This window comes from Nonomuraea sp. NPDC048901, from assembly GCF_040649695.1.
Classification (GTDB): Bacteria; Actinomycetota; Actinomycetes; order Streptosporangiales; family Streptosporangiaceae; genus Nonomuraea.
On sequence record NZ_JBEZFW010000029.1, the window covers coordinates 17356 to 39446 of the forward strand.

Here is a 22091-nt window from a genome sequence, read left to right on the forward strand (position 1 = left end):
ATTCACCTATGAAGGCTCTGATCCTGGCAGGCGGGATTGGGACGCGATTGCGTCCCCTCAGCCACTCGATGCCTAAACAGCTCGTGCCGATCGCCAACAAGCCTGTCGTCTACCACGGTCTGGAGAACATCCGCAGGGCCGGGATAACCGACGTGGGAATCGTCGTAGGCGACCGCGGCCAACAGATCCGCGCGGAGGTGGGCGACGGCTCGCGCTTGGGCCTGCGCATCACCTACATCTCGCAGAGCGAGCCGCTGGGCCTGGCCCACTGCGTCCTCATCTCACGTGACTTCCTCGGTGACGACGACTTCGTCATGTACCTCGGCGACAACGTGCTGCTCGGGGAGATCTCCGACTTCGTGGAGGAGTTCCATGAGCATCGCCCGGCGGCCCAGGTCATCGTGACCAAGGTCACCGACCCATCGGCGTGCGGCATCGCCGAGATCGACGCCAACGGCAGGGTCGTCGGCCTGGAGGAGAAGCCGCAGCGACCCAAGAGCGACCTGGCGCTGATGGGCGTCTACTTGTTCACCCCGGCCGTCCACGAGGCCGTCCAGAGCATCGGCATGGGCCGGCGCAACGAGTGGGAGATCACCGACGCCATCCAGTGGCTGGTCGAGCGGGGCAGAAAGGTCCGCGCCCAGGTGTTCTCCGGCTTCTGGCGCGACACGGGCCAGATCGAGGACCTGCTGGAGTGCAACCGGGCCCTGCTCGACGGCCTGGAGGGCAGCCTGGCCGGTGAGATCGATGCGCGCAGCCGCCTGTCGGGCCAGGTGGTGGTGGAGCGCGGCGTACGGATCCGCAGGTCCAAGATCGAGGGTCCGGTCATCATCGGCGCGGACAGCGTGATCGAGGACAGCGTGATCGGCCCGCACACCGCGCTCGGCCGCGGCTGCGCCGTACACGACGCCGGGATCAGGAACTCCATCGTCCTGGACGGCACCTCGGTCAGGGGCGTACACGGGATCCACGCCTCGGTCATCGGCAGATCGTCGACCGTCGTCCCCTCGCCCGCCGACCCCCGGCGGCACCGCCTGATCGTCGGCGACCACACCTACGCGGAACTGGCGACGTGAACATCCTGGTCACCGGCGGTGCCGGCTTCATCGGGAGCCACTACGTCAGGAGCCTGCTGCGGGGAGACCGCGCCGGCTACGAGGGCGCCCGCGTCACCGTGCTGGACAAGCTGACCTACGCCGGCGACACCGCCAACCTGCCCATGGATCACCCGAGCCTGACGTTCGTGCGCGGCGATGTCTGCGACGAGGGCCTGCTGCTCGACCTGCTCCCGGGGCACGACGCGGTGGTCCATTTCGCCGCGGAGTCGCATGTGGACAGGTCGCTGGTCGCCGCCTCGGAGTTCGTGCGCACCAACGTGGCCGGAACCCAGACTCTGCTGCACTGCTGCCTGGCCGCGGGGGTCGCCAAGGTCGTACACGTCTCCACCGACGAGGTGTACGGCTCGATCGCCGAGGGATCCTGGCGCGAGGACCATCTGCTGGAGCCCAACAGCCCCTACGCGGCGTCCAAGGCCGCCGCCGACATGATGGCCAGGGCCGCCTTCAGGACCCATGGCCTGGACGTGTCCATCACGCGATGCTCCAACAACTACGGCACGCACCAGTTCGTCGAGAAGGTCATTCCGCTGTTCGTTACCCGGCTGCTGGACGGGCGGGACGTCCCGCTCTACGGGGACGGCCGGAACGTGCGCGAGTGGCTGCACGTGGACGACCACTGCCGGGCTGTCCAGCTCGTACTCGAGCGGGGCCGCGCCGGTGAGATCTACAACGTCGGCGGCGGCGTCGAGCTCACCAACAGGGAGCTGACCGCCAAACTGCTCGACCTCTGCGGAGCCGACTGGAGCCGGGTGCGGGCCGTCACCGACCGCAAGGGGCACGACCTGAGGTATTCGGTCGACGCCACGAAGATCCACGAGGAGCTCGGCTTCACCCCCGGCATCGACTTCGACGCGGGCCTGGCCGAGGTCGTGCGCTGGTACGCGGACAACCACCAGTGGTGGGACACACGAGAGGAGCGGTTGGCACATGCTCGCTGAGTTCATGGCCGAGACGGGCCGGGCGGTACTGAAGGGGGTCCCGCCGGACGGCAGGGACTACTGGGCGGCGAGGTTCTGGGACAGGGACTCGGCCGAGCGGCACAGCATCCTGGCCGACGAGTTCCTGCTGCAGAAGGACACGATCGCCGGTTATCTGTCGACATATGGTGCGGAGGCGGAGCGGGCGCTTGAGTTCGCCTGCGGCACCGGCGAGTTCACCCGTCTGGTCGCCGAGCGGACGAAGGTGCGCGAGATCACCGCGCTGGACATCTCGGCCCAGGGCCTCGAGCTGGCCCGGGAGCGGGTCAAGCACGACGCGCTCCAGCTCTTGCTCGGCGACTTCTGGAAGGACAACGGGCTCAAGCCGGCCGACCTGGTGCTGTGCATCGACGCCATCCACCATCTCGGTGACGTGCGGCAGGTGCTGCGCAGGTTGAAGACCTTTGTAGAGCCCGGCGGGACCTTCGTCGGCAACGTGTGGATCGCCGACCACTTCCACGAGTTCCAGCGCAAGAGGTACGGCGCGCTCGAGCACTTCGGCAGGACCGCCCTGTTCTTGAGCACCGCCCTGCTGATCCGCGCCACGGGCGGGCGGGTGCGCACCGGCTCCTACCGTACGCAGCTCCTGCGCAGCGCGGAGGTCGAGAAGATCCTGGCCGAGGAGTTCTCCGAGGTCCTGGACGTCAAGGTCGAGCGCTACTTCATGGGCTTCGTCTGCCGCCCCTGACCGTCACGGAGTCCCATGGCAACCGCAGCTTTCCTGGCCTTCCCCGGCTACGGGCACATCATCCCCTCACTCCCGGTCGTCGCCGAGCTGGTCAGGCGCGGGGAGGTGGTGCACTACTTCGCGCTGGACTACTTCAGGCCGGCGATCGAAGCGACCGGCGCCGTCTTCCACACCTACGGCGACGACATGCCGCTGGAGGGCCTGGGCGGCGACGGTAACCCGCTTCGCCAGATCAACGCCTTCCTGAGCCTGGGCCGGTGGGTGCTCGAGCACACGCTGAAAGAGGTCCGCGCGCTCGAACCCGACTACATCGTCTACGACATCCTCAGCACGTGGGGCGGCCACATGGCGAGCATCCTCGGCGTCCCGGCCGCATGCTCGGTGCCGATCCTGCTGGTCAACCGGCGAATGGCCTACGCGCTGCCGCTGGAGGTGCTGCGGATCTTCGCCTGCCGGGTGGCCAACCCTGGACAGGTCGTACGCAACCGGATGCTGGCCAGGAGCATCCGGCGTGACTACGGCGTCGATCAGCCGCACGACTTCCGGGTCTTCACCAACCCGGGACCGCTCAACATCGTCTACAGCTCCAGGATGTTCCAGCCCTACGCGGCCGCGCTGCCCGAGGACCGCTTCGTGTTCGTCGGGCCCGCTCTCCAGGCCAGGCCCGAGTTCTCCTTCCCCACCGACTGGCTGGACGGCAGGCCGCTGGTCTACGTCTCGCTGGGCACCGTCTTCAACGATCGCCCCGAGTTCTACCGGACCTGTATCGAGGCCTTCGGCGACCAGGATCTGCAGGTCGTCATCTCGGCCGGCCGCTCGATCGCGTCCTGGGACCTCGGGGCGATCCCGGACAACATCAGGGTCGAGGCGTTCGTCCCCCAGGTCGAGCTGTTGCGGCACGCCTCGCTGTTCATCACCCACGGCGGCACCAACAGCGTGTACGAGGCCCTGTCCTTCGGCGTACCCATGGTGGTGATCCCGCAGGACGCCGACCAGCCGTGGATGGCCAGGAGAGTGGCCAGGCTCGGCGCGGGACGGGTACTGACGAACCGGCGGCTCGACGCGCGCTCCCTGCGCCGTGCCGCCGCCGCCGTCATGGCGCGGCCCTCCTACGCCGAGGCCGCGGCCACGGTCGGCGCGTCCCTGCACGAGGCGGGCGGCGCGCCGCGGGCGGCCGACGAGATCCAGCGCCGGCTGCGGCCGATGAGACTGACCGCCAGATGAGGCGTCACGCGCGCGTGCGCCCGCCCGAGATCGAGCGCCAGATGAGGCAGCACGCGCGCGTGCGCCCGCCGGCCACCGCCGCACCGCGGAGAGAGGACAACGATGCGCGTTGAGAGCGTTCCCGTACTGATCGCGGGGGCGGGCCCCGTCGGGCTCGCGGCCACGGTCTTCCTGAGCCGCCACGGCATCAGACCCCTGCTCGTGGAGAAGCGTCCCGGCACGTCCGTGCTCCCCCGAGCCCCGGGCATTCAGGCCAGGACCATGGAGATCTTCCGCGCGGCCGGCCTCGAGCCCGGCATCCGCGCGCTGGAGATGGACGACTCCCTCGCCTATTTCGAGGGCGGCATCCTGCGCACCCGCACGCTCGCGGAGATCGCCGACGCCCAGGTCATCGAGGCCCCCACCTTGTACGGCGAGACCATCAGCCCGGTCACCGCCATGGGCTGCGGCCAGGACCGCTACGAGACCGTGCTGCTGGCCGCGGCCAGGGAGCAGGGCGCCGAGGCTCGGTTCGGCACCAGGCTCGTCGGGTTCGAGCAGGACGAGGACGGCGTCCTGGTCACCCTCCAGAACGCCGAGGAGCGCTATCAGGTACGCACGCGCTACCTCGTGGGCGCCGACGGCTCGCGCAGCGACGTCCGCGCGGCACTCGGCCTGGAGACCCGAGGCAGAGGCGCGGTGTTCAACGCGCTGAGCATCTACTTCCGGGCGCCGGAGCTGGAAGAGCTCATGGGCGGCCGCAGGTTCATCCTCTGCTACACCACCGCCTCCACCACGCCCGTCGCGCTGTCGCGGCTGCACGGCTGCGACCCGTGGGTGGCGGCCGCCATCTACGATCCCGAAGCGGGTGAGTCGGTCGCCGACTTCACCCCTGAGCGCTGCGTGGCGCTGCTCCGGGAGGTGTCGGGCCGCCCCGATCTGGCGGTCGAGGTGGTCGACCGGGTCCCCTGGGAGGGCGCGCAGCGGATCGCGGAGCGCTTCGGCAAGGGGCGGGTGTTCCTCGCCGGGGACGCGGCCCACGTCCATCCGCCCGCCGGCGGTTTCGGTGCCAACACCGGCATCCACGACGCGCACAACCTGGCCTGGAAGCTCGCGGCCGTCCTGCAGGGCTGGGCGGGCCCCGGGCTGCTGGACACCTACGACGCCGAGCGCAGACCGCTGGGCACGGCCATGGCCGAGCAGGCGATGGTCCGCTTCCGTATCAGGCACGGCCGGGCACTGCCCGGCGACCGGCTCGTGGACGACATCATCGTCACCCTCGGCTACCGGTACGCCTCCACCGCGGTCCCCGGCGGTGTCGAGACCGAGCCGCTGTCACCCAGCTTGGAGCTGAACGGCGAGCCGGGTACGAGAGCCCCGCACGTGTGGCTGCGGCGCGGCGCCGAGCCCTTCTCCACACTCGACCTGTTCTCCGACGGGTTCGTCCTGCTCACGGGACCGGGCGGTGCGGCGTGGGCGGACGCGGCGACGCGGGTGGCCAAGGAACTGTCCGTGCCGCTGCGTGCCGTGGAGGTCGACGCCGCGGTCACCGCCGCCTACGGCATCGGCGACGGCGGCTGCGCGCTGGTCCGGCCGGACGCGTTCGTCGCCTGGCGCGCCGCGGGGCCCGCCGCGGACCCGAACGCCACTTTGCAGGAAATCATGACAAAGACTCTCTCCTGTGGCGAACCTCGTTATGATCATTCGGGTCTCGCGTCCGACCCCGTCCACCAGTGACAGGAGTGCGTGCCGATGCCGGAAGCGCCGCCACAGGTCGTGATCATCGGAGGCGGCCTCGGCGGCTTATGCGCGGCCCACGGGCTGCGCGCCGCCGGGATCGAGGTGGCGCTCTATGAGCGCGACCCCTCGCTGGACCACCGTCCACAGGGCTACCGCATCCACCTGGACTCCCGGGGCGCGGGCGGGCTGCAGGAGTGCCTGCCGCCCCGGCTGTACGAGCTGTTCGTCGCTACGGCCGGGCTGCCCAGCAGCCGGGTCACGATCGTGGACGAGCGGCTGCGGGAGCTGCACGCCGTCCAGTTCGACGGCGTGTCGGCGGGGGAGGACCCCAAGACGTTCAGCGCCGCGGTCGACCGGATGACGCTGCGCCAGGTCCTCCTGGCGGGGCTGGACGACGTGGTCCGCTTCGGCGCCGAGTTCACCCACTACGAGCACGAGGGCGAGCGGGTGCGCGCCTGGTTCGCCGACGGCACCAGCGCGGTCGGCGACCTGCTGGTGGGTGCCGACGGTGTCGGCTCCCGGGTACGCCGGCAGTACCTGCCGCACCTGGAGATCAGGGACCTGGGCACCAGGTGCGTCTACGGCAAGACGCGGCTGGACGATCGCGTGGCCAAGCTGCTGCCGCCCCGGCTGACCGACGGTTTCATGTCGGTGCGGTCGAAGCGCGCCGGCATGGCGCTCGGCCTCGTACGCCTGCGCGAGGATCCGGCCGAGGCGGCCGCGAGGCTCTGGCCTGGTCTGAGCCTGAGCTGGGCGGGTGACTACGTGATGTGGGCGCTGGCCGTGCCCTCGGCCGGGCTGCCCGGCACCGACGCCGAACTGTCGGCGGCTGGTGGCGCCGGCCTGCACGAGCTGGTGCGGGAGCGGATCACCGGCTGGCATCCCGACCTGGTGGCGCTCGTCGCGGCCGCTGAGGTGGACCAGACCTTCTACGTCCCCATCAGGAGCTCCACGCCCATCGAGGCCTGGGCGCCGACGAACGTCACCGTCCTGGGCGACGCCATCCACGCGATGAGCCCGGCCCAGGGCTCGGGGGCCAACTGCGCGCTGCTGGACGCCGCGCTGCTGTGCCGCGAGCTGTCCCGCGCGGTGGCCGCCGGCGAGCCGTTGGCCGGCGCGATCGGCGACTACGAGCGGCGGATGACCGAGTACGGCTTCGCCGCGGTCCGTGCCTCCGAGGCGGCGGCCGCGGGGTCCGGCGGCGGCCTGCTGAGCAGAATGTTCGGCTGGCTCGGACGATTGTCGCGCTAGCGGTATTCAAGTGGAATTCGATGTGACCTGCCGAACATGGGAACATGTTCGACACGCCGGTAACGGCTGATGCCGCCGGAATTCCCGAATCCATGACCATCGCATTCTCGAAGACACCCTTTCGAGAATGGCTCGAAGAACGCGGCGGAGTTCACGACTTTCACGTCTCCCGCATTCCGCTCTCCGAACTCAAGGGCTGGGGATTCGAGGCGGGCACGGGAAACATCGTCCATGACAGCGGGCGCTTCTTCAGGATCGAGGGGCTGCGGGTCCGATCCGACTACGGTGCCTTCGCCGAATGGGACCAGCCGATCATCAACCAGCCCGAGATCGGGCTGCTCGGCATCATCGTCCGCAGGGTCGACGGGGTGCTCCACTGCCTGATGCAGGCCAAGATGGAGCCGGGCAACGTCAACACCCTGCAGCTCTCTCCGACCGTGCAGGCCACGCGCAGCAACTACACCCGGGTGCACAAGGGCACCGGCATCCGCTACTTGGAGTACTTCGCCCAGCCCAGGCGCGGTCGCGTCCTGGTGGACGTCCTGCAGTCCGAGCACGGCGCCTGGTTCCTGCGCAAGCGCAACCGCAACATGGTCATCGAGATCGACGAGGACATCCCCGTCGACGACGACTTCTGCTGGCTCTCGCTCGACGACACACGGGCGCTGCTGGCGGCCGACAACCTCGTCAACATGGACGCCCGCTCCGTACTGTCGTGCCTGGTCGGGGAGGGCTCGCGGCCTCGGCGGCCCGCGGCGGGCGCCTTCGAGGCGGCGCTGGCGCGCTCCTACGATCCGGGGGCCGGCCTGCACGACTCCGGCGAACTCCTGAGCTGGTTCACCGAGACCAAGGCGCTGCACGACGTCACCACCAGGACCGTGCCGCTGCGCGAGGTGTCCCGCTGGCACCGGTCGGGAGGGGAGATCTGCCATGAGGACGGCAGGTATTTCAGCGTCGTCGGCGTCGCGGTCGAGGCGACCAGCAGGGAGGTCAGCCACTGGACCCAGCCGCTGATCGCCCCGCACGGCTGCGGGGTGGTCGCCTTCCTGCTCAAGCGGGTGCGCGGCGTGCTGCACCTGCTGGTGCACGCGCGGGTCGAGGCGGGATACCTGGACGTGGTCGAGCTCGCCCCGACCGTGCAGTGCGTGCCCGACAACTACCGTGACCCCGCGACGCAGCCGCTGTTCCTGGACTACGTGCTCAACGCCGACGAGGCTCGGGTTCACTACTCGGCGATCCTCTCCGAGGAAGGCGGCCGGTTCTACCGGGCGCAGAGCCGCTACTCACTGATCGAGACCGGAGACGACTTCTCGCTGGAGGTCCCGCCCGACTACCGGTGGATGACCGCGGACCAGCTCGGCGGCCTGCTCAAGCACAACAACTACCTCAACGTGCAGGCGCGCACTCTCCTGGTGGCGCTCGCCGCACTCGGCTCCTGGCGCTAGGAGAGATCGATGCAGATCATCGGAAACGGCTTCCTCGCCCGCAACCTGCGCCCGCTCGCCGCCAAGCACCCCGATGTCGTGGCCGTCGCCAGTGGCGTCTCCTCCACGGCCACCGTCTCAGACGCCGAGTTCCTGCGCGAGGCCACGCAGCTCTACGAGATCGTCCAGCGCTGCAAGCGCGCGCGTCACCGGATGGTGTTCTTCTCCACCGCCTCGGCCGCCATGTACGGCCCGCCCGGCGACTCGGGGCGCGAGGACAGCCCCGTCTACCCGTACTCGCCCTACGGCCGGCACAAGCTGGCGATGGAGGCGGTGCTCGACGCCTCGGGCGTCGACTACCTGGTGCTGCGGCTGTCCCACGTCGTCGGCGCCGACCAGCCCCCGCACCAGCTGCTCCCCGCGCTGGTCAGGCAGATCATGTCGGGGACCGTGCGCGTCTACCGGGGCGCCCGCCGGGATCTCGTCGACGTCGCCGACGTCGTCTCCGCCCTGGACGGCCTGCTCTCCGCCCACGTCTCGCGCGAGGTCGTCAACGTGGCCTCCGGCCTGGCCGTACCAGTGGAGTACGTCGTCGAGCACATCGAGGAGCGAATGGGGCGCGTCGCGGTCAAGGACGTCGTGGAGATCGCCGGCAACCACTCGGCGGCGCCCATCTCGATCGAGAAGGTCCGCCGGCTGGCCCCGGCCGCCCTGAGCACGCGTGACTACCGGGCCGTCCTCGACAAGTACATCCCTGCCGCGATCGGCGCGCTGGCATGAGTCACCCATTCTCGAGTAAGGGATCAAGATGGTGAAAAGAGTCGTCATCGTCGGCGGGGGCACCGCGGGCTGGATGACCGCGACCTATCTCCAGGCGAGCCTGCGCGACAAGGTCTCCGTCACGCTGGTGGAATCCGGCCGCGTCCCCACCATCGGTGTGGGAGAGGCGACCTTCAGCACGATCCGCGGCTTCTTCGAGTTTCTCGGGCTCGAGGAGCGTGAGTGGATGCCGGCCTGCAACGCCACCTACAAGCTCGCCATCCGCTTCGAGAACTGGCGCGAGCCCGGCCACCACTTCTACCACCCCTTCGAACGGCTGCGGGTCGCCGACGGCTTCAGCCTCGCCGAATGGTGGCAGCGGCTGGGTACGACCGGCCGCTTCGACCAGGAGTGCTTCCTCATCTCCGCGCTGTGCGACGCCAAGCGCTCGCCGCGCTTCCTGGACGGCACCCTTTTCGAGGACGCCGACCCCGAGGGCCCGGCGGGGCGCACCACGCTGAGCGAGCAGGTCACCCAGTTCCCCTACGCCTACCATTTCGACGCGGCCCTGCTGGCCGGCTACCTCATGCGGCTCGGCACCGGGCGCGGGATCAGCCGGGTGGTCGACGACGTGCTGGAGACCCGCCTCGACGAGCGCGGCTGGATCAGCCACCTGGTCACCCGCGAGCACGGCGAGATCCACGGCGATCTCTTCGTGGACTGCACGGGCTTCCAGGGCCTGCTGATCAACAAGGCGCTGGGCGAGCCGTTCGTCTCCTACGCTCGCGAGCTGCCCAACGACCGCGCGGTGGCGCTGCGCGTACCCACCGACATCGAGCGCGAGGGGATCAGACCCTACACGACGGCCACCGCGATGGACGCCGGCTGGATCTGGACCATTCCGCTGCACGACAGGCTCGGCATGGGCTACGTCTACGCGAGTGACTACTGCTCGCCCGAGGAGGCCGAGCGGACGCTGCGCGACTTCGCCGGGCCCGCCGCCCGCGACCTGGAGGCCAACCACATCCGGATGCGCATCGGCAGGAACCGCGACTCCTGGGTGAACAACTGCGTCGCCATCGGGCTGTCGAGCGGGTTCGTCGAGCCCCTGGAGTCCACGGGGATCTTCTTCATCCAGCACGGCATAGAGCAACTCGTGAAGCACTTCCCCGCAGGGGAGCACGAGGAGGGCCTGCGGCGTGACTACAACCTGCTCATAGCGCGCTGCCTGGACGGGGTGCGCGAGTTCCTGTCCTTCCATTACTACGGCGCCGCGCGGGCCGACACGCCGTACTGGAAGGCGACCAAGGAGCGGGACCTGCCCGAGGGGCTCGCCGAACGGCTGGCCACCTGGGAGCACCGGCTGCCCGACACCGAGAGCGTCTGGCCGTACTATCACGGCTTCGAGCCCTACTCCTGGACGTCCATGCTGCTGGGCCTGGGCGGGCTCAAGCCCAGCCCCCGCCCCGTCCTGGACCTGCTGGACCCGGCGGGCGCGCGGCGGGAGTTCGCCGCGCTGCGGGGGCAGGCCGCGCGGCTGGTCGCCGCGCTGCCGAGCCAGTACGAGTACTTCGCGAAGCTGACGGCCGGATGAGCCGATGTCAGCCGACCAGACCTTCGAGCACCTGTGTGTCGCCCTTGTCCTGATCTGGGTCACGGCGGCGGTCCTGGCCAGGGCCGCCGCCCGCATCGGCCAGCCGCCCGTGCTCGGCGAGATTCTCGCGGGGATCCTGCTGGGCCCGGTGGCCCTGGGCCGCGTCGCTCCGGGTCTGCGCACCTGGCTGCTCCCCGCCGAAATCTCCCCCTACCTGGCCGTGCTGGCCTCGATCGGGCTCGCGCTCTACCTGGGCGCGCTGGCCTACGGCCTGGACCCCAGCCCGTTGGTGGGCCGAGCGGGACTGATCGCCAGGGTCGCGGCCGGCTCGTTCGGCCTGCCCTTGGCGCTCGGGTTCGGCGTGGGCGTCGTCCTGCTGGTCCGGAGCCCGGTCTCGAGTACGGCCGGCGCGCATCCCGCCGCCTTCGTCCTGTTCATCGGGGTCGCGCTCGCCACCACCGCGATCCCGGTGCTCGTTCGCATCCTCGTGGACCTGCGCATCACCGAGACCGTGCCCGCCATGGTCGGCATCGCGGGCGCGACGGCCACCGACGTGCCCGCCTGGATCCTGCTGGGGATCGCCGCCGCCTTCGCGCAGCCGGGATTGTCCTCGTGGACGGCCGTGCTGACAGCGGGCGGCGTCATGCTGGTCGGCCTGATCGTGGTCCGCAAGGTGCTGCGGGGCCGCGTCGGGCGCTTCCTGCGCGACCTCGACACCGGGCCCGCCGCCGCGCTGGTGCTGCTCGGTGCGGTGGGCAGCGTGGCGCTGGGCCTGCACGTGGTGTTCGGCGCGCTGTGCGCGGGGGCGATCCTGCCCAGGCGCGACGACGGCACGTGCGATGAGCGCATCCTGGCGCCGATGCGGACCGTGGGCAACGCGCTGATCCCGATCTTCTTCGTCGTCTCCGGTGCCTCGATGGACCTGACGGCGTTGCCGGCGGGCGGCCTGGCCTGGCTCGGACTGATCCTGCCGGTGGCCATCGTGGGGAAGGTCGGCGGCGGCTACCTGGGCTCGCGCCTGGCCGGGCTGCACAGGAAGGACGCGCTCATCGTCGGGGTCCTGCTCAATACGCGGGGCCTCACCGAGATCGTGGTGCTCAGCGTGGGCTTGCAGGTCGGCCTGCTGACCAAGGGGATGTACTCCATGTTCGTCCTGATGGCGCTGATCACCACCGCCCTGACGGGGCCGCTGCTGGGCCGCCTCATGCGCGGGACCCCGCGCGAGCCGGTGCCGGCGGTGCCGATCGCGGACCTGGACGTGCGGGAACTCAAAGCCCTGATGAGCATGTTCCCGACGGGCGTGGCGGTCGTGACCACCCTGGACGGCAAGGGCGTCCCGCACGGCCTGACCTGTTCCTCGCTGTCCAGCCTGTCGCTGGAGCCGCCGCTGCTGCTGGTCTGTGTGCACAACAGGAGCGGCACCCTGGCCGCGCTGCGCGACAGCGGCGCCTTCGCCGTCAACCTGCTGCACCACGAGGGCGGGGAGGCGGCCGAGGCGTTCGCCGGCGGGGGGCGCTTCACGGCCGTCGACTGGCGCCCCGGCGAACTGTGGTCGACGCCCGTCCTGACCGGGCACGACGCGCACGCGGCCGCCGAATGCGCCCTGCACCGGCTCATCCCGATGGGCGACCACACGATCGTCGTCGGCAGGGTGGCCCGGATCACCGTGCTACGCCCCGCCGCCGTCCCGCTGGTCTACGGGCAGCGGCGCTACGCGGCCTGGCCGCGTAGCGCCACGGCGGACAAATCCGCGGATCAGTAGATCCCCTCGGGCGCCTGGCGGCTGATCTGCAGCGGGCGGACGTTGGCCACCCCGTCGCTCGGCCAGCGCCCGCCCGTCTCGTAGCGCAGCGCCTGGTCGCGCTCCAGCACGTTGGGCAGGAAGAGGTCCTCATGGAGCACGGTCAGCATGACCTGGCCCAGCTCGCCGTACTCGACGGTGCGCTCCCAGTCCCCCTTGTCCACCACCGACATCGTGACGTGCGGGTAATTGGGCGCGTACGGCAGGAGCGCGCCATCGCGCTCGGCGGGCAGGCTCGCGGCGTTGCCGAAGGTGTTGCCGTAACTCATCCCGACGATGCCGTCGCCGAGCGCGGCACGGAAGGAGCGGTACATCTGCGGGGTGATCTGCGTCCCGCTCAGCCGGACGCCCCCGAGCGCGGCCACGAGCTCGGGCTCGCGCCTGGCCAGCGCCTGGAACAACGCCGGGGTCGTGTTGACGTGGTCGATCCGCTGGGTGCGCAGGATGGTGGCGATCTGCTCCACGATGTGGCCGGTGTAACGCTCGGCCTCATCAAGCCGTCCGTCCCGCAGCAGCCGCTTGATCCAGCGGGGATCCAGGTCGATCCCGTAGACCAGCGAGCCGTACAGCTCCGACAGCTCCCACCAGCCGTTGCCGATGAGGTGTGGTCCCGTCGGTGTCGCCTGGACCCAGGACCGGCCGGGCTGGAAGCCCTCGGTGACGAAGGACCAGCGCCGCCACACTCCCCGATGGGTGATCATCCGCGGGGTGTAGAAGACCCGGCAGGGGTCGCCGGTGGTCCCGCCGGACTCCCACACGCGTCCCACCAGCGGCCTGGGTACGGCCATCGGCACCAGATCCGCGGGATCCAGGTGGCGGAGCAGGGGCAGCTCGAAGGGGCCGAAGGCTCTCAGCTCCTCGTAGCGGGTGATGTCGTACGGATCGAAGGGCAGCTCGGCCGCCCGCTTGAGCCAGAAGGGCGAGCCGGATTCGGGGTCGAAGTGGCGGCGGACCACCTGCCGCGTCCACTCGTCGAGGTCGAGCTGGAGCCATTGGTCAGTGAGCTCATTTTCGGGAAGCTCGTTCATCGTGCGCCTCCTGGCGAGAGCAGGACGCCGAACTCGTGGATCGCCGTCAGGGCCTCCGCCACGTGCTCGGCTGACTCCACATGGACGACGTGGACGTTGGGGGACTCCAGGAACAGGTCCACCTGGGCGGGGCCGAGCAGCAGCGCCAGCTCGGTGTCGTGCCGCTCGAGACCGGCGAAGACCTGCGGGAGGCTGACCCGCTCGATCGGGTTGCGCCGGAACTCCGCCCGCACTTCGGCCGCCGTGGTGAGCGTCCTGGGCGTCATGCACGAGCAGAGCGGGATGACCGGGTCGTCGAAGGGGACGGTGTCCAGGGCCGGGTCGAGGAAGTCGACGAGATACTGAGACAGGGGGGAGTGGTAGGCGGCCACGACCTCCTTCGGAATCCTGACCGCGCCCTTGGGCAGGCCCGCGGCGAGGTCGTCGAGTTCCGCCCGGTAGCCGGCCAGGAGGAGCATGCGGTCACGCCCGCCGACCACGCCGAGCTCGGCGGCGACGTGCAGCCCGTCGCCGAGTCTGCCTCGGAGGTAGTCCTCCACGTTCGCGTCGGCGGGGACGACGAGGGCGGCCACGCCCTGCGCGGGGCCCGGCGGCGGTGGCGCGTCACGCAGCCTGGCCAGCAACCCGAACAGCCCGCGCCTGCTGAGCGACCCCGCTATGCAGGCGCTGATCCTGCCGCCGAGGCTGAGGCCGCCCACGACATCGGGGCGCACACCGTGCTCGGCGAGTACGTCGCAGAGCCCGAGCACCACCGCGGCCTGCCGGATCGCGCCGACCTGACGGAACTCCTGCTGCGTGGGGAGCTCCCAGGCGAGGAGCCTTTCGACCGCCAGCCCCGTCCACTCGTGTACCTGAGCGTAGAGGCGGCGCACCGCGGGGAAACGCTCATAAAGGTCGGCGCCGGTTCCCGGGTTGTCGTTGAGACCTCCGTCCACGATATACGCGAGTGCCATGGGAGCTCCTCAATTTAATTTTTGTTTAAAGCTTGCCGGTGGTTGCTCGAATAAGGCTCGAGCGATGTTCGGGCGGCTGTTCTTTCTTTTCTTCCGCCGTTGGCGGCCACGACCTGCCGCCACGAACAAGGGGCGAAGTGTCGGTCATATCCGTTATGGTCGCTTGTCATGATCATCAGTGGCAGCACGATCGTGCTGGCCGGGCGGTTCAGCCGGGTTTCGAAGGATGAGGCCAAGCACGGCTTGGAGCTTTTGGGCGCGAAGGTGACCGCGTCGGTCTCGGCGAAGACGGATCTGGTCTTCGCCGGGGAGAAGTCGGGCGCCAAGGCGGGTCCGGCGGCGGTACGCGGCGTTCCGATCTACGACGAGGACGCGCTGGTGGCCGTGCTGGAAGGCAGGGAGCCCGGCACCCGGCCGCCGTCCCCGCCGTTCACCGGCGTCCCGGACGAGCGGATGGGACCCGGCGAGGCCCTCGACATCCTCAAGAACGCCGACTGGTCCGCGTTCTCCCCGGATCGCGACACCGTACCGCTCCGGGACGCCCTCCACGCTCTGGAACGCGCCCACGGCGTCACCGACGCGCATCGCCTCGCGACCGCCCGGCTCCGCGACGCGGGTGCCGCGCTGCGCCACTCCGACGTGCACCACGGCCAGTTGAACGGCCACGCACTGAGCCCGGACGGCCGCCACCTCGCGGTCGGCAGCTGGACCGGCGAAGACTACGACCGAGGCGGGGTCCTGCAGATCTTCGAGGTCGCCACCGGCCGCTGCGTCCACGCGATCGACGGCATCATGGGCGGGATCGGTTTCGAGAACTACAGCCGCAGCCTCCAGTGGTCGGCGGACGGCAGACGGATCGCGCTGGAGTACAACACCAACGCGACCGGCGTGTGGGACCCGTTCGGCACCGCCGGCGAGCCGATGGCCGATGCTTTCTTCCTCGGCTCCGGCAGGCCGTTGGGCATGGCCTTCGCTCCCGAGGGCAGGCGCGCGTTCGTGTACGGAGGCGAGTCGGACTTCCTGCGCAACGTCATCGTGGCGATGCACGAGGGCTCGGTCGCCGGGCCGCCGGATGCCCGCCCGGAGGGAACGGAGCCGATCGAGTTCAGCGCACCATCGCGGGAATCCTGGAGCGACGAGCCCGAGTTCATCCTCGGCCGGGCGTTCTGGTCGCGCGACGGTTCCCGGGTCTATGGAGAGGCGGGGGACGCGTACGCGGCGATCTCGCTCGACGTGGAGAAGCGGCAGGTCTCCTGGACTCTGGACCTGGAAGAGGATCAGGACGCGCCGCCGCCCGAGTGGAGCCTGGACGAACGGCTCCTGGCCTACCAGCGTGGCGGAAAGCTCGTCATCGCCGACGCGCTGACGGGTGAGACGACGGCGGAGCTCCCGGGCTACCCGGGCGCCGACGTCCTGTGCTGGGGGCCGGACGGCCGGCTGGCGGTGGTGGACCCGGCGGATGGCACCGTCGGGATCATCGACGCGACGACCGGCGAGCACCGCCACGACCTGAACGTACAGGCGGCCACCTCCAACCCGCGCGGCTGGGACGCCCGGTCGTGGGCCTGGTCACCGGACGGCGAGCGGGCCGCCTGCGTCACCGACGTCGGGCGGATCGAGATCTGGTCGCTCGGTGAATCCCCCGAACGGCTGCGTGTCCTGGACGGCGTCCGGCATACCGTCGGCCAGTGGGAGTACGGCTTCGGCCTGGAATGGGCCGCCGACGACGTGCTGATCGCGATCGGCGCGCACGCGGTGCGGTTCCTGCGTCCCGAGACCGGTGAGATCATGGCCGACCACCCCTTCCACCACGCCCCGGCCGCCCGTCGCCCGCTCTTCCTGGCCGGTCGTGACCTCGGCGACCGGCTCCGGCTCGACCCGACGTTCGCGCTGGACGAGGACACCTGGGCGGTGGCGTTCGAGGACGGCACGGTCATCGCGCCTCCCGGCCGGGACGACGATCTCGACGGCCGGCTCTGCTGGACCGTCGACCGCCGCTTCGCCTGGCCGTTCCGTTGGGGCGACCAGAGCGTCTTCCCCGACGCCGCCCGCGCGGGAGTGGGGGCGGCTTCGCCGGAGACCGAGCTGCTGCTGAAGCCGTTCCGGGGGCGTGGCAGCACGGCGAAGGTGGTGGGGACGTGGCCGCCGCCCGACACCGCCACCGTCACCGATCTGATCACGGTGGTCCTGGGCACGCTCGTCGACCTGACCGCTGAGCATTCGGCCGTTTACGAAGACTGGACCGTCGACACGTTCCAGCAGCTCGCGATGATCCGCGCCCGGCGGGGCGAGGCCGCCGAAGCCCGCGACCTGGCCCTCGCGATGCCGGAGCACCGGCTACGTCCCGGACACTTGGCGCGGGTCGCGCTCGCGCTCGGCGCGGCCGGGTTCGGCGCCGAAGCCGCCGCCGTCTTCCCCTACGCCGACGATGATCTCGCGCAGGTGAGTGACGGGGCGGACCTGGCGGCGGTCGCCGGGGCCTGCGCGGTCCTGGGGCGGCATGAACGTGCCGAGCGGTGGTTCGCCGCCGCACGCGAGGCGGCCGACGCCCACCGTTCGAACTGGGAGGTCCGCCTGCCGCTGATCTGGGCGCTCACCGAGTGCGGCCGGGAGCAGGAGGCCCGCGCCGTGCTGGACGAGGGCGCCGGCACGCCGGAGGACCGGTATCACGGTGTGCCCTGGCTGGTCTGCCTGCTCAGGCGGGGCGAGACCGAGCTGGTACGCGAGCTGATCGGGGAGCGCAGCAAGCCGGATGACCCGAACGAGCGGCACGAATATGGCGTGCGCTGGTTCGACGACTGGACGGCGGCCCGCGCGCTCACGCTCAACGGGCAGCCGGATCTGCTCCGGCTGTGGGGCGACATCAACCGGACTTGGGTGCGGGACGACCTGCCGATGGCCGAACGGATCGCGGCCGAGGGCAGGCCCGCCGGCCCGACCGACGACCAGTTGACCGATCTCGCCGCCCAGCACGCCGGGCTCGCGAAACTCCCCAAGGCGGCGAAGCGCCGCGAGTCCGCACATATGGCCCGGAAAGCTGCGGAGTACGGCCACGTCAGCGCCGTGCTGGACCTGCTGCCCGGGACGGGCGAGGCCGGCAACTATGGGCTGGACAGCAACACGCGTACCTGGGTGGCCTTCAGCGCCCTGCGGACCATCGCGATCGGCGTGGACGTGGACGTGTGGTGACCGGGTGCACCGGCGGCCGCCCGCCCCCGGCCGATCGTGCGGCCGGATCGCCCCCCGGCCTTTCTCAGGCTTCCAGAACTTCACTGTGCCACGAGCCATGGTCGCAGTGTGGCAGCGAAAGGACGGGCGCATCACCTCCTGCCACGGCCGGCCGCACGTCATGTTGCCGCATCGGGGCTCACTGGCGTATCTGTGGGAAAGGTGGTGATCGCCACTGACTCACCCGCAGCGCCGCCGCGGCTCGCGTGATGCTCCCGGCGCGTAGGGTCGCCGCGAACGAGCGCAGATCGGCCATGTGGAAGTCCTTCTCCATAAGCCTTCATTAGGTCTCCCACACTGATATCGCCATTCTCAATAGAGGGAGCCGCTCCTAGGCTGGTCGCATGGCTACCGGCTACCACCACGTGGACGTTTTCTCCGATCGTCCCTTCACCGGCAACAGCCTCGCCGTCTTCGTCGACCCTCCGCCGCTCGGCGAGAGCCAGATGGCGAGGCTGACGCAGGAGCTCCGGCACTTCGAGACGATCTTCGTTCGGACCACCGATGCGCCGGATGTCGTCCACGCGCGGGTCTTCGACCTGATGGGGGAGCTCGACTTCGCCGGGCATCCGGTGCTGGGCGCGGCGGCCGTACTCCATGAACGCGCAGGGGTCGCGTACGGCGAGGAGCGGCACTGGAGTTTCGCGCTTGGCGCCAGGAACGTCGACGTCACCACGCGCGGCGACACCGCCGGCCAGGTCTCGGCCCTGCTGGACCAGGGACGACCCGAACTCCTACCGCCAACCGTCCCTCGGGAGCCGGTCGCCGCGGCGCTGGGCCTCACCGCCGCCGACCTCGACGACACCTTGCCGCCGGAGGTCATCTCCACGGGCCTGCGCTATCTCGTCGTACCGGTGCGCGACGCCGACGTGCTCGCCCGAGCCCGCATCACGCACCCGGACTTCGAGGGCTTCCTCGGCGGGTACGGCGCGCAGTACGTCTACGTCCTCGACGCGGGCGCCGTCGAGGGCCGGCACTGGAACAACGACGGTGTGCTCGAAGACGTCGCGACCGGCAGCGCGGCCGGCTGCGTGGCCGCCTACCTGATGCGGCACGGCCGGGCCCGCGATGGCCAGGAACTGTCGCTGGCGCAGGGCCGCTTCACCGGACGGCCCAGCAGGATCGCCATCACCGCCTACGGGACGCCCGACGTGGTGGAACGGGTCACCGTCGGGGGAGGAGTGTCGATGGTCGCCACCGGCGCCCTGCGCGCGCTCCCCGAGGCGTCGTGAAGGTCTACGGGCCTGAAACCATCCGGCGCGCGGTCCCCGGCCTCAGCCCTGGACCTGACGTGGTCGCCCGGCACGATCGGCCCATCACCTCATGGAGCAGCACGTCATGAAAATCGCCATCACCGGCAGATCGTAGGGCCCTACTGAGCAGGCGTTTCACTCCCTGGCGGACTGGATGACACGCTTTCGGTCAGGGCTTGATCGGGTAGGTGGATTGGAAGGCGAGTCTGCTGTCGGCGTCGTTCGCGACTCGGGTGATGAACTCGTCCAGGCCCATGAACACCTGCCACGCCGGCCGCCCGCTCGCGGCGGCGAGCCGGTCGACGATGAGCTGCTCGAGGTCGACCACTCGTTTCGCCTTCCAGATCTTGTCGGCGAGGCTGACGAGATGGTCCTCGAGGTTCGTATCGGATGCGGTCCATGAGGCGTGGGTACGGGCGAAGCGAGCAAGTCGTTCTTCGACACCGTGGGCGCGGAGAAGCTCGTAACCATCGGGCTCATGGATCGAGCCCGGTCCAGACAGCTCTTCGAGGTGCAGGATCTTGCCGATGTCGTGTGATGCGGCACCGAACAGGACGGCTTCCCGGTCGATTCGCACCGTGGTGTGCTGTGCGTCGAGCCAATCGAGGATCTCGCAGGCCACGTCGTGAACCGCTCGCAAATGGGCCGCGAGGCGCGGCGGGGTGTCCAGAGATTCCAGAAGAGCGGCGACCCGGGGAGGGAGAGGGCGAATAGGCGGGTCGCTGGGATCGGTGAGCGCGTGGATCAGGGGCGCGAGCACGAACGGTATGTTACGCGCATGCTCCCTCACACCCCACCCGGACGACCGCGTCGCGTCCGCCTTTCGGTTCGCCACTGAGCTGGTCGCCTTCACCTGAGGTGCGGGCCGCAATCGGGGTGATGGCCACCCACCCGGGGCAACAGAAAGCCCCAGACTCTCGGCATCCGCCGTGAGCTGGGGCTATAACAGGTCAGACCTGCTCTGTGGTGGACGATACTGGGATTGAACCAGTGACCCCTTCCGTGTCAGGGAAGTGCTCTCCCGCTGAGCTAATCGTCCTTGGAGGTGGAGACGGGATTTGAACCCGTGTGGACGGCTTTGCAGGCCGCTGCCTCGCCTCTCGGCCACTCCACCGAGTCGCCCATCCGAGCGGAAGACGGGATTCGAACCCGCGACCCTCACCTTGGCAAGGTGATGCTCTACCACTGAGCCACTTCCGCGTTGCCCCATAACTCTAGCGGGTTTTCTGACCGGATGCTCACTTGCGGAGCTGGCGGGCCACGCTCCGTTCCGTCGCGGGCAGGCTGAGGAAGATCTCCAGGATGCGGGTGAGGCGGTGCACCTCGATGCGGTGGAAGGCCGGGCCGTCGCTCCTGGCCAGGAGCAGGGTGAGGGCCAGCGGCGGGAGCGGGGCGTGGATGACGTGCAGGCCGTCGTCGAGCGTGAGGGCCATGGGCCGAGATGGTACGTCCTTCGGCAGCGTCACCTGCTGCGGCGCGCGCCAGCTGGCGTAGATGACGCCGCGCTCGGCGGCGGTGGCGGCCCAGTCGGCGCTGAACAGCACCGGCAGCGAGTCGACCAGGGTGGTCAGCGCCCTGTCGCCCGCCGTGGTGATGTATTTGAGGATCTCCAGCTCCGGGTAGGTGCCCGGGGCCTCTCGGGTGGTCCAGATGCCTTCGACCGCCACGTCGGCGACGCTCTGCAGGCTCTTGAGCAGGGTCTGCTTGGGGGTGCCGTCGGGGCAGAAGACGGTGATGTCGTCCACGGCGCGGCCGGCGCCCCTGTCGAGAACGGTGAACTGGGTGATGTCGGCTCCGACCGTGCCGAGGACCCGGGTGATCTGTGCCAGCGAACCCGGCCGGTCGGGCAGTGCGATGCGTACTCGCAGAAGCATCCGTCCCCTCCCCACTAGATGCCAGTTCACAGCCTATCCGCGAATACCCGTCACGGCCTGACCTGCGCTACAACTGACTGGGTGAAGATTGGACCGATAGGGGTGTGGCCGCCGGTCGTGCTGGCGCCGATGGCGGGCATCACCAACGCGGCGTTCAGGGTGCTCTGCCGCGAGCAGGGCGCCGGGTTGTTCGTGTGCGAGATGATCACCACGCGGGCGCTGGTGGAGCGCAACCCCAAGACGTTCAGGATGATCAGGTTCGCGGAGTCGGAGCGGCCCAGGAGCATCCAGCTGTACGGCGTCGACCCCGACACCGTGGGCCGCGCGGCCAAGATGATCGCCGAAGAGGACCTGGCCGACCACATCGACCTGAACTTCGGCTGCCCCGTGCCCAAGGTCACCAGGCGCGGCGGCGGCTCCGCGCTGCCGTACAAGAGGAATCTGCTGCGGCGGATCCTGCGTGCGGCGGTGGCGAACGCCGGCCCGCTGCCCGTCACGATGAAGATGCGCAAGGGCATCGACGACGATCACCTCACCTACCTCGACGCCGGCCGGATCGCCGTCGAGGAGGGGGTCGCGGCGATCGCCCTGCACGCGCGTACGGCCAAGCAGCACTACGGCGGCGTGGCCGACTGGGACGCGATCGCCAGGCTGAAGGAGGCGGTGCCGGAGGTTCCGGTGCTGGGCAACGGCGACATCTGGTGCGCCGACGACGCGCTGCGCATGGTGGCGCGGACCGGTTGCGACGGGGTGGTCGTCGGGCGCGGGTGCCTGGGGCGGCCGTGGCTGTTCAGGGATCTGGAGAACGCGTTCAACGGCAGTCCGGAGCGGGTACGGCCGAGCCTCGGCGAGGTGGCCGGGATGATGGCCAGGCACGCCGAAGGGCTCACCGAGTGCTTCGACATCGAGCGTTACGCGATCGCCGACTTCCGCAAGCATGTCGGCTGGTATCTGAAGGGGTTCACGGTCGGCGGCGAGCTGCGGCGCGAGCTGGCCACCGCCGATTCGCTCGACGGGCTGCGGGAGGGGCTGGCCAAGCTGGAGCACGACCAGCCGTGGCCGCCCAACACCGACACCCCGCGCGGCAAGTCGGGCGAGCGCGGCAAGGTGCTGCTGCCGGACGGCTGGCTGGACGACCCGTGGGATTGTGTCGTGCCGTCGGACGCTGAGTCGGATATATCCGGCGGCTGAGCTGTCTAT

General features: G+C 70.0%; 17 protein-coding genes and 3 tRNA genes. 13 read left to right on the plus strand and 7 right to left on the minus strand.

All coding sequences use genetic code 11. The features are described 5' to 3' along the window. Window positions 1-8 precede the first annotated feature (8 nt). From AB0C30_RS53630 to AB0C30_RS53675, 10 genes are all read left to right on the plus strand, one after another. Complete coding sequence (locus AB0C30_RS53630) at window positions 9-1076, plus strand: glucose-1-phosphate thymidylyltransferase (protein ID WP_357959359.1); 1068 nt, start codon at window positions 9-11, stop codon at window positions 1074-1076. Continuing rightward, window positions 1073-2056: a dTDP-glucose 4,6-dehydratase gene (gene rfbB, locus AB0C30_RS53635; protein ID WP_357959361.1), complete on the plus strand. Its 984-nt coding sequence runs from the start codon at window positions 1073-1075 to the stop codon at window positions 2054-2056. Before AB0C30_RS53630 ends, rfbB begins: the two co-directional genes overlap by 4 nt. Further along, the gene (locus tag AB0C30_RS53640; protein WP_357959364.1) at window positions 2046-2783 is read left to right on the plus strand and encodes a class I SAM-dependent methyltransferase; all 738 of its coding nucleotides are present in this window, start codon (window positions 2046-2048) and stop codon (window positions 2781-2783) included. The genes rfbB and AB0C30_RS53640 overlap by 11 nt, the downstream gene beginning before the upstream one ends. A 15-nt stretch (window positions 2784-2798) precedes the next feature. Beyond that, a complete protein-coding gene (locus tag AB0C30_RS53645) occupies window positions 2799-4007 on the plus strand; it encodes a macrolide family glycosyltransferase (RefSeq protein ID WP_357959366.1) in 1209 nt (402 codons plus the stop codon). 102 nt (window positions 4008-4109) lie between these two features. Next, window positions 4110-5723 (plus strand): FAD-dependent monooxygenase, encoded by a 1614-nt coding sequence (locus AB0C30_RS53650; protein WP_357959368.1) that lies wholly within the window; start codon window positions 4110-4112, stop codon window positions 5721-5723. A 15-nt stretch (window positions 5724-5738) separates the two neighbouring features. Continuing rightward, window positions 5739-6977, plus strand: a complete 1239-nt coding sequence (locus AB0C30_RS53655) for an FAD-dependent monooxygenase (RefSeq protein ID WP_357959371.1) — start codon at window positions 5739-5741, stop codon at window positions 6975-6977. A 92-nt stretch (window positions 6978-7069) separates the two neighbouring features. Further along, complete coding sequence (locus AB0C30_RS53660) at window positions 7070-8422, plus strand: NDP-hexose 2,3-dehydratase family protein (protein ID WP_357959374.1); 1353 nt, start codon at window positions 7070-7072, stop codon at window positions 8420-8422. Window positions 8423-8431: 9 nt separating this feature from the next. Beyond that, complete coding sequence (locus AB0C30_RS53665; RefSeq protein ID WP_357959377.1) at window positions 8432-9181, plus strand: NAD-dependent epimerase/dehydratase family protein; 750 nt, start codon at window positions 8432-8434, stop codon at window positions 9179-9181. A 28-nt stretch (window positions 9182-9209) separates the two neighbouring features. After that, the gene (locus tag AB0C30_RS53670) at window positions 9210-10754 is read left to right on the plus strand and encodes a tryptophan halogenase family protein (protein ID WP_357959379.1); all 1545 of its coding nucleotides are present in this window, start codon (window positions 9210-9212) and stop codon (window positions 10752-10754) included. Window positions 10755-10758: 4 nt separating this feature from the next. Next, window positions 10759-12516, plus strand: a complete 1758-nt coding sequence (locus AB0C30_RS53675; RefSeq protein ID WP_357959382.1) for a cation:proton antiporter — start codon at window positions 10759-10761, stop codon at window positions 12514-12516. On the opposite strand, the gene AB0C30_RS53680 is transcribed toward AB0C30_RS53675, so the two are convergent. Continuing rightward, complete coding sequence (locus AB0C30_RS53680) at window positions 12510-13583, minus strand: hypothetical protein (RefSeq protein WP_357959384.1); 1074 nt, start codon at window positions 13581-13583, stop codon at window positions 12510-12512. The genes AB0C30_RS53675 and AB0C30_RS53680 overlap by 7 nt on opposite strands. Beyond that, window positions 13580-14536 carry a hypothetical protein gene (locus AB0C30_RS53685; protein ID WP_357959386.1) on the minus strand — a complete coding sequence of 319 codons (957 nt, stop codon included), beginning with the start codon at window positions 14534-14536 and terminating at the stop codon, window positions 13580-13582. The genes AB0C30_RS53680 and AB0C30_RS53685 overlap by 4 nt, the downstream gene beginning before the upstream one ends. A 168-nt stretch (window positions 14537-14704) precedes the next feature. Between AB0C30_RS53685 and AB0C30_RS53690 the strand changes: the two genes are divergently transcribed. Beyond that, entirely contained in the window at window positions 14705-17725 is a 3021-nt protein-coding gene (locus AB0C30_RS53690) for a BRCT domain-containing protein (RefSeq protein ID WP_357959389.1), read from the plus strand. A 383-nt stretch (window positions 17726-18108) separates the two neighbouring features. Next, window positions 18109-18996: a PhzF family phenazine biosynthesis protein gene (locus AB0C30_RS53695; protein WP_357959392.1), complete on the plus strand. Its 888-nt coding sequence runs from the start codon at window positions 18109-18111 to the stop codon at window positions 18994-18996. A 190-nt stretch (window positions 18997-19186) separates the two neighbouring features. On the opposite strand, the gene AB0C30_RS53700 is transcribed toward AB0C30_RS53695, so the two are convergent. The 5 genes from AB0C30_RS53700 to AB0C30_RS53720 form a co-directional block, all read right to left on the minus strand. Next, a complete protein-coding gene (locus tag AB0C30_RS53700; RefSeq protein WP_357959395.1) occupies window positions 19187-19777 on the minus strand; it encodes an HD domain-containing protein in 591 nt (196 codons plus the stop codon). A 204-nt stretch (window positions 19778-19981) separates the two neighbouring features. Next, window positions 19982-20056 (minus strand) — tRNA-Val (locus AB0C30_RS53705). A gap of 1 nt (window position 20057) precedes the next feature. Continuing rightward, window positions 20058-20131, minus strand: a tRNA-Cys gene (locus tag AB0C30_RS53710). Between the two features lie 14 nt (window positions 20132-20145). Continuing rightward, window positions 20146-20217, minus strand: a tRNA-Gly gene (locus tag AB0C30_RS53715). Between the two features lie 38 nt (window positions 20218-20255). Then, on the minus strand, window positions 20256-20891 hold the full coding sequence (locus AB0C30_RS53720) for an ACT domain-containing protein (RefSeq protein ID WP_357959398.1): 636 nt from the start codon (window positions 20889-20891) through the stop codon (window positions 20256-20258). A gap of 81 nt (window positions 20892-20972) precedes the next feature. On the opposite strand from AB0C30_RS53720, the gene dusB reads away from it, so the two are divergent. Continuing rightward, entirely contained in the window at window positions 20973-22082 is a 1110-nt protein-coding gene (gene dusB, locus AB0C30_RS53725) for a tRNA dihydrouridine synthase DusB (protein WP_357959401.1), read from the plus strand. Window positions 22083-22091: the final 9 nt, after the last annotated feature.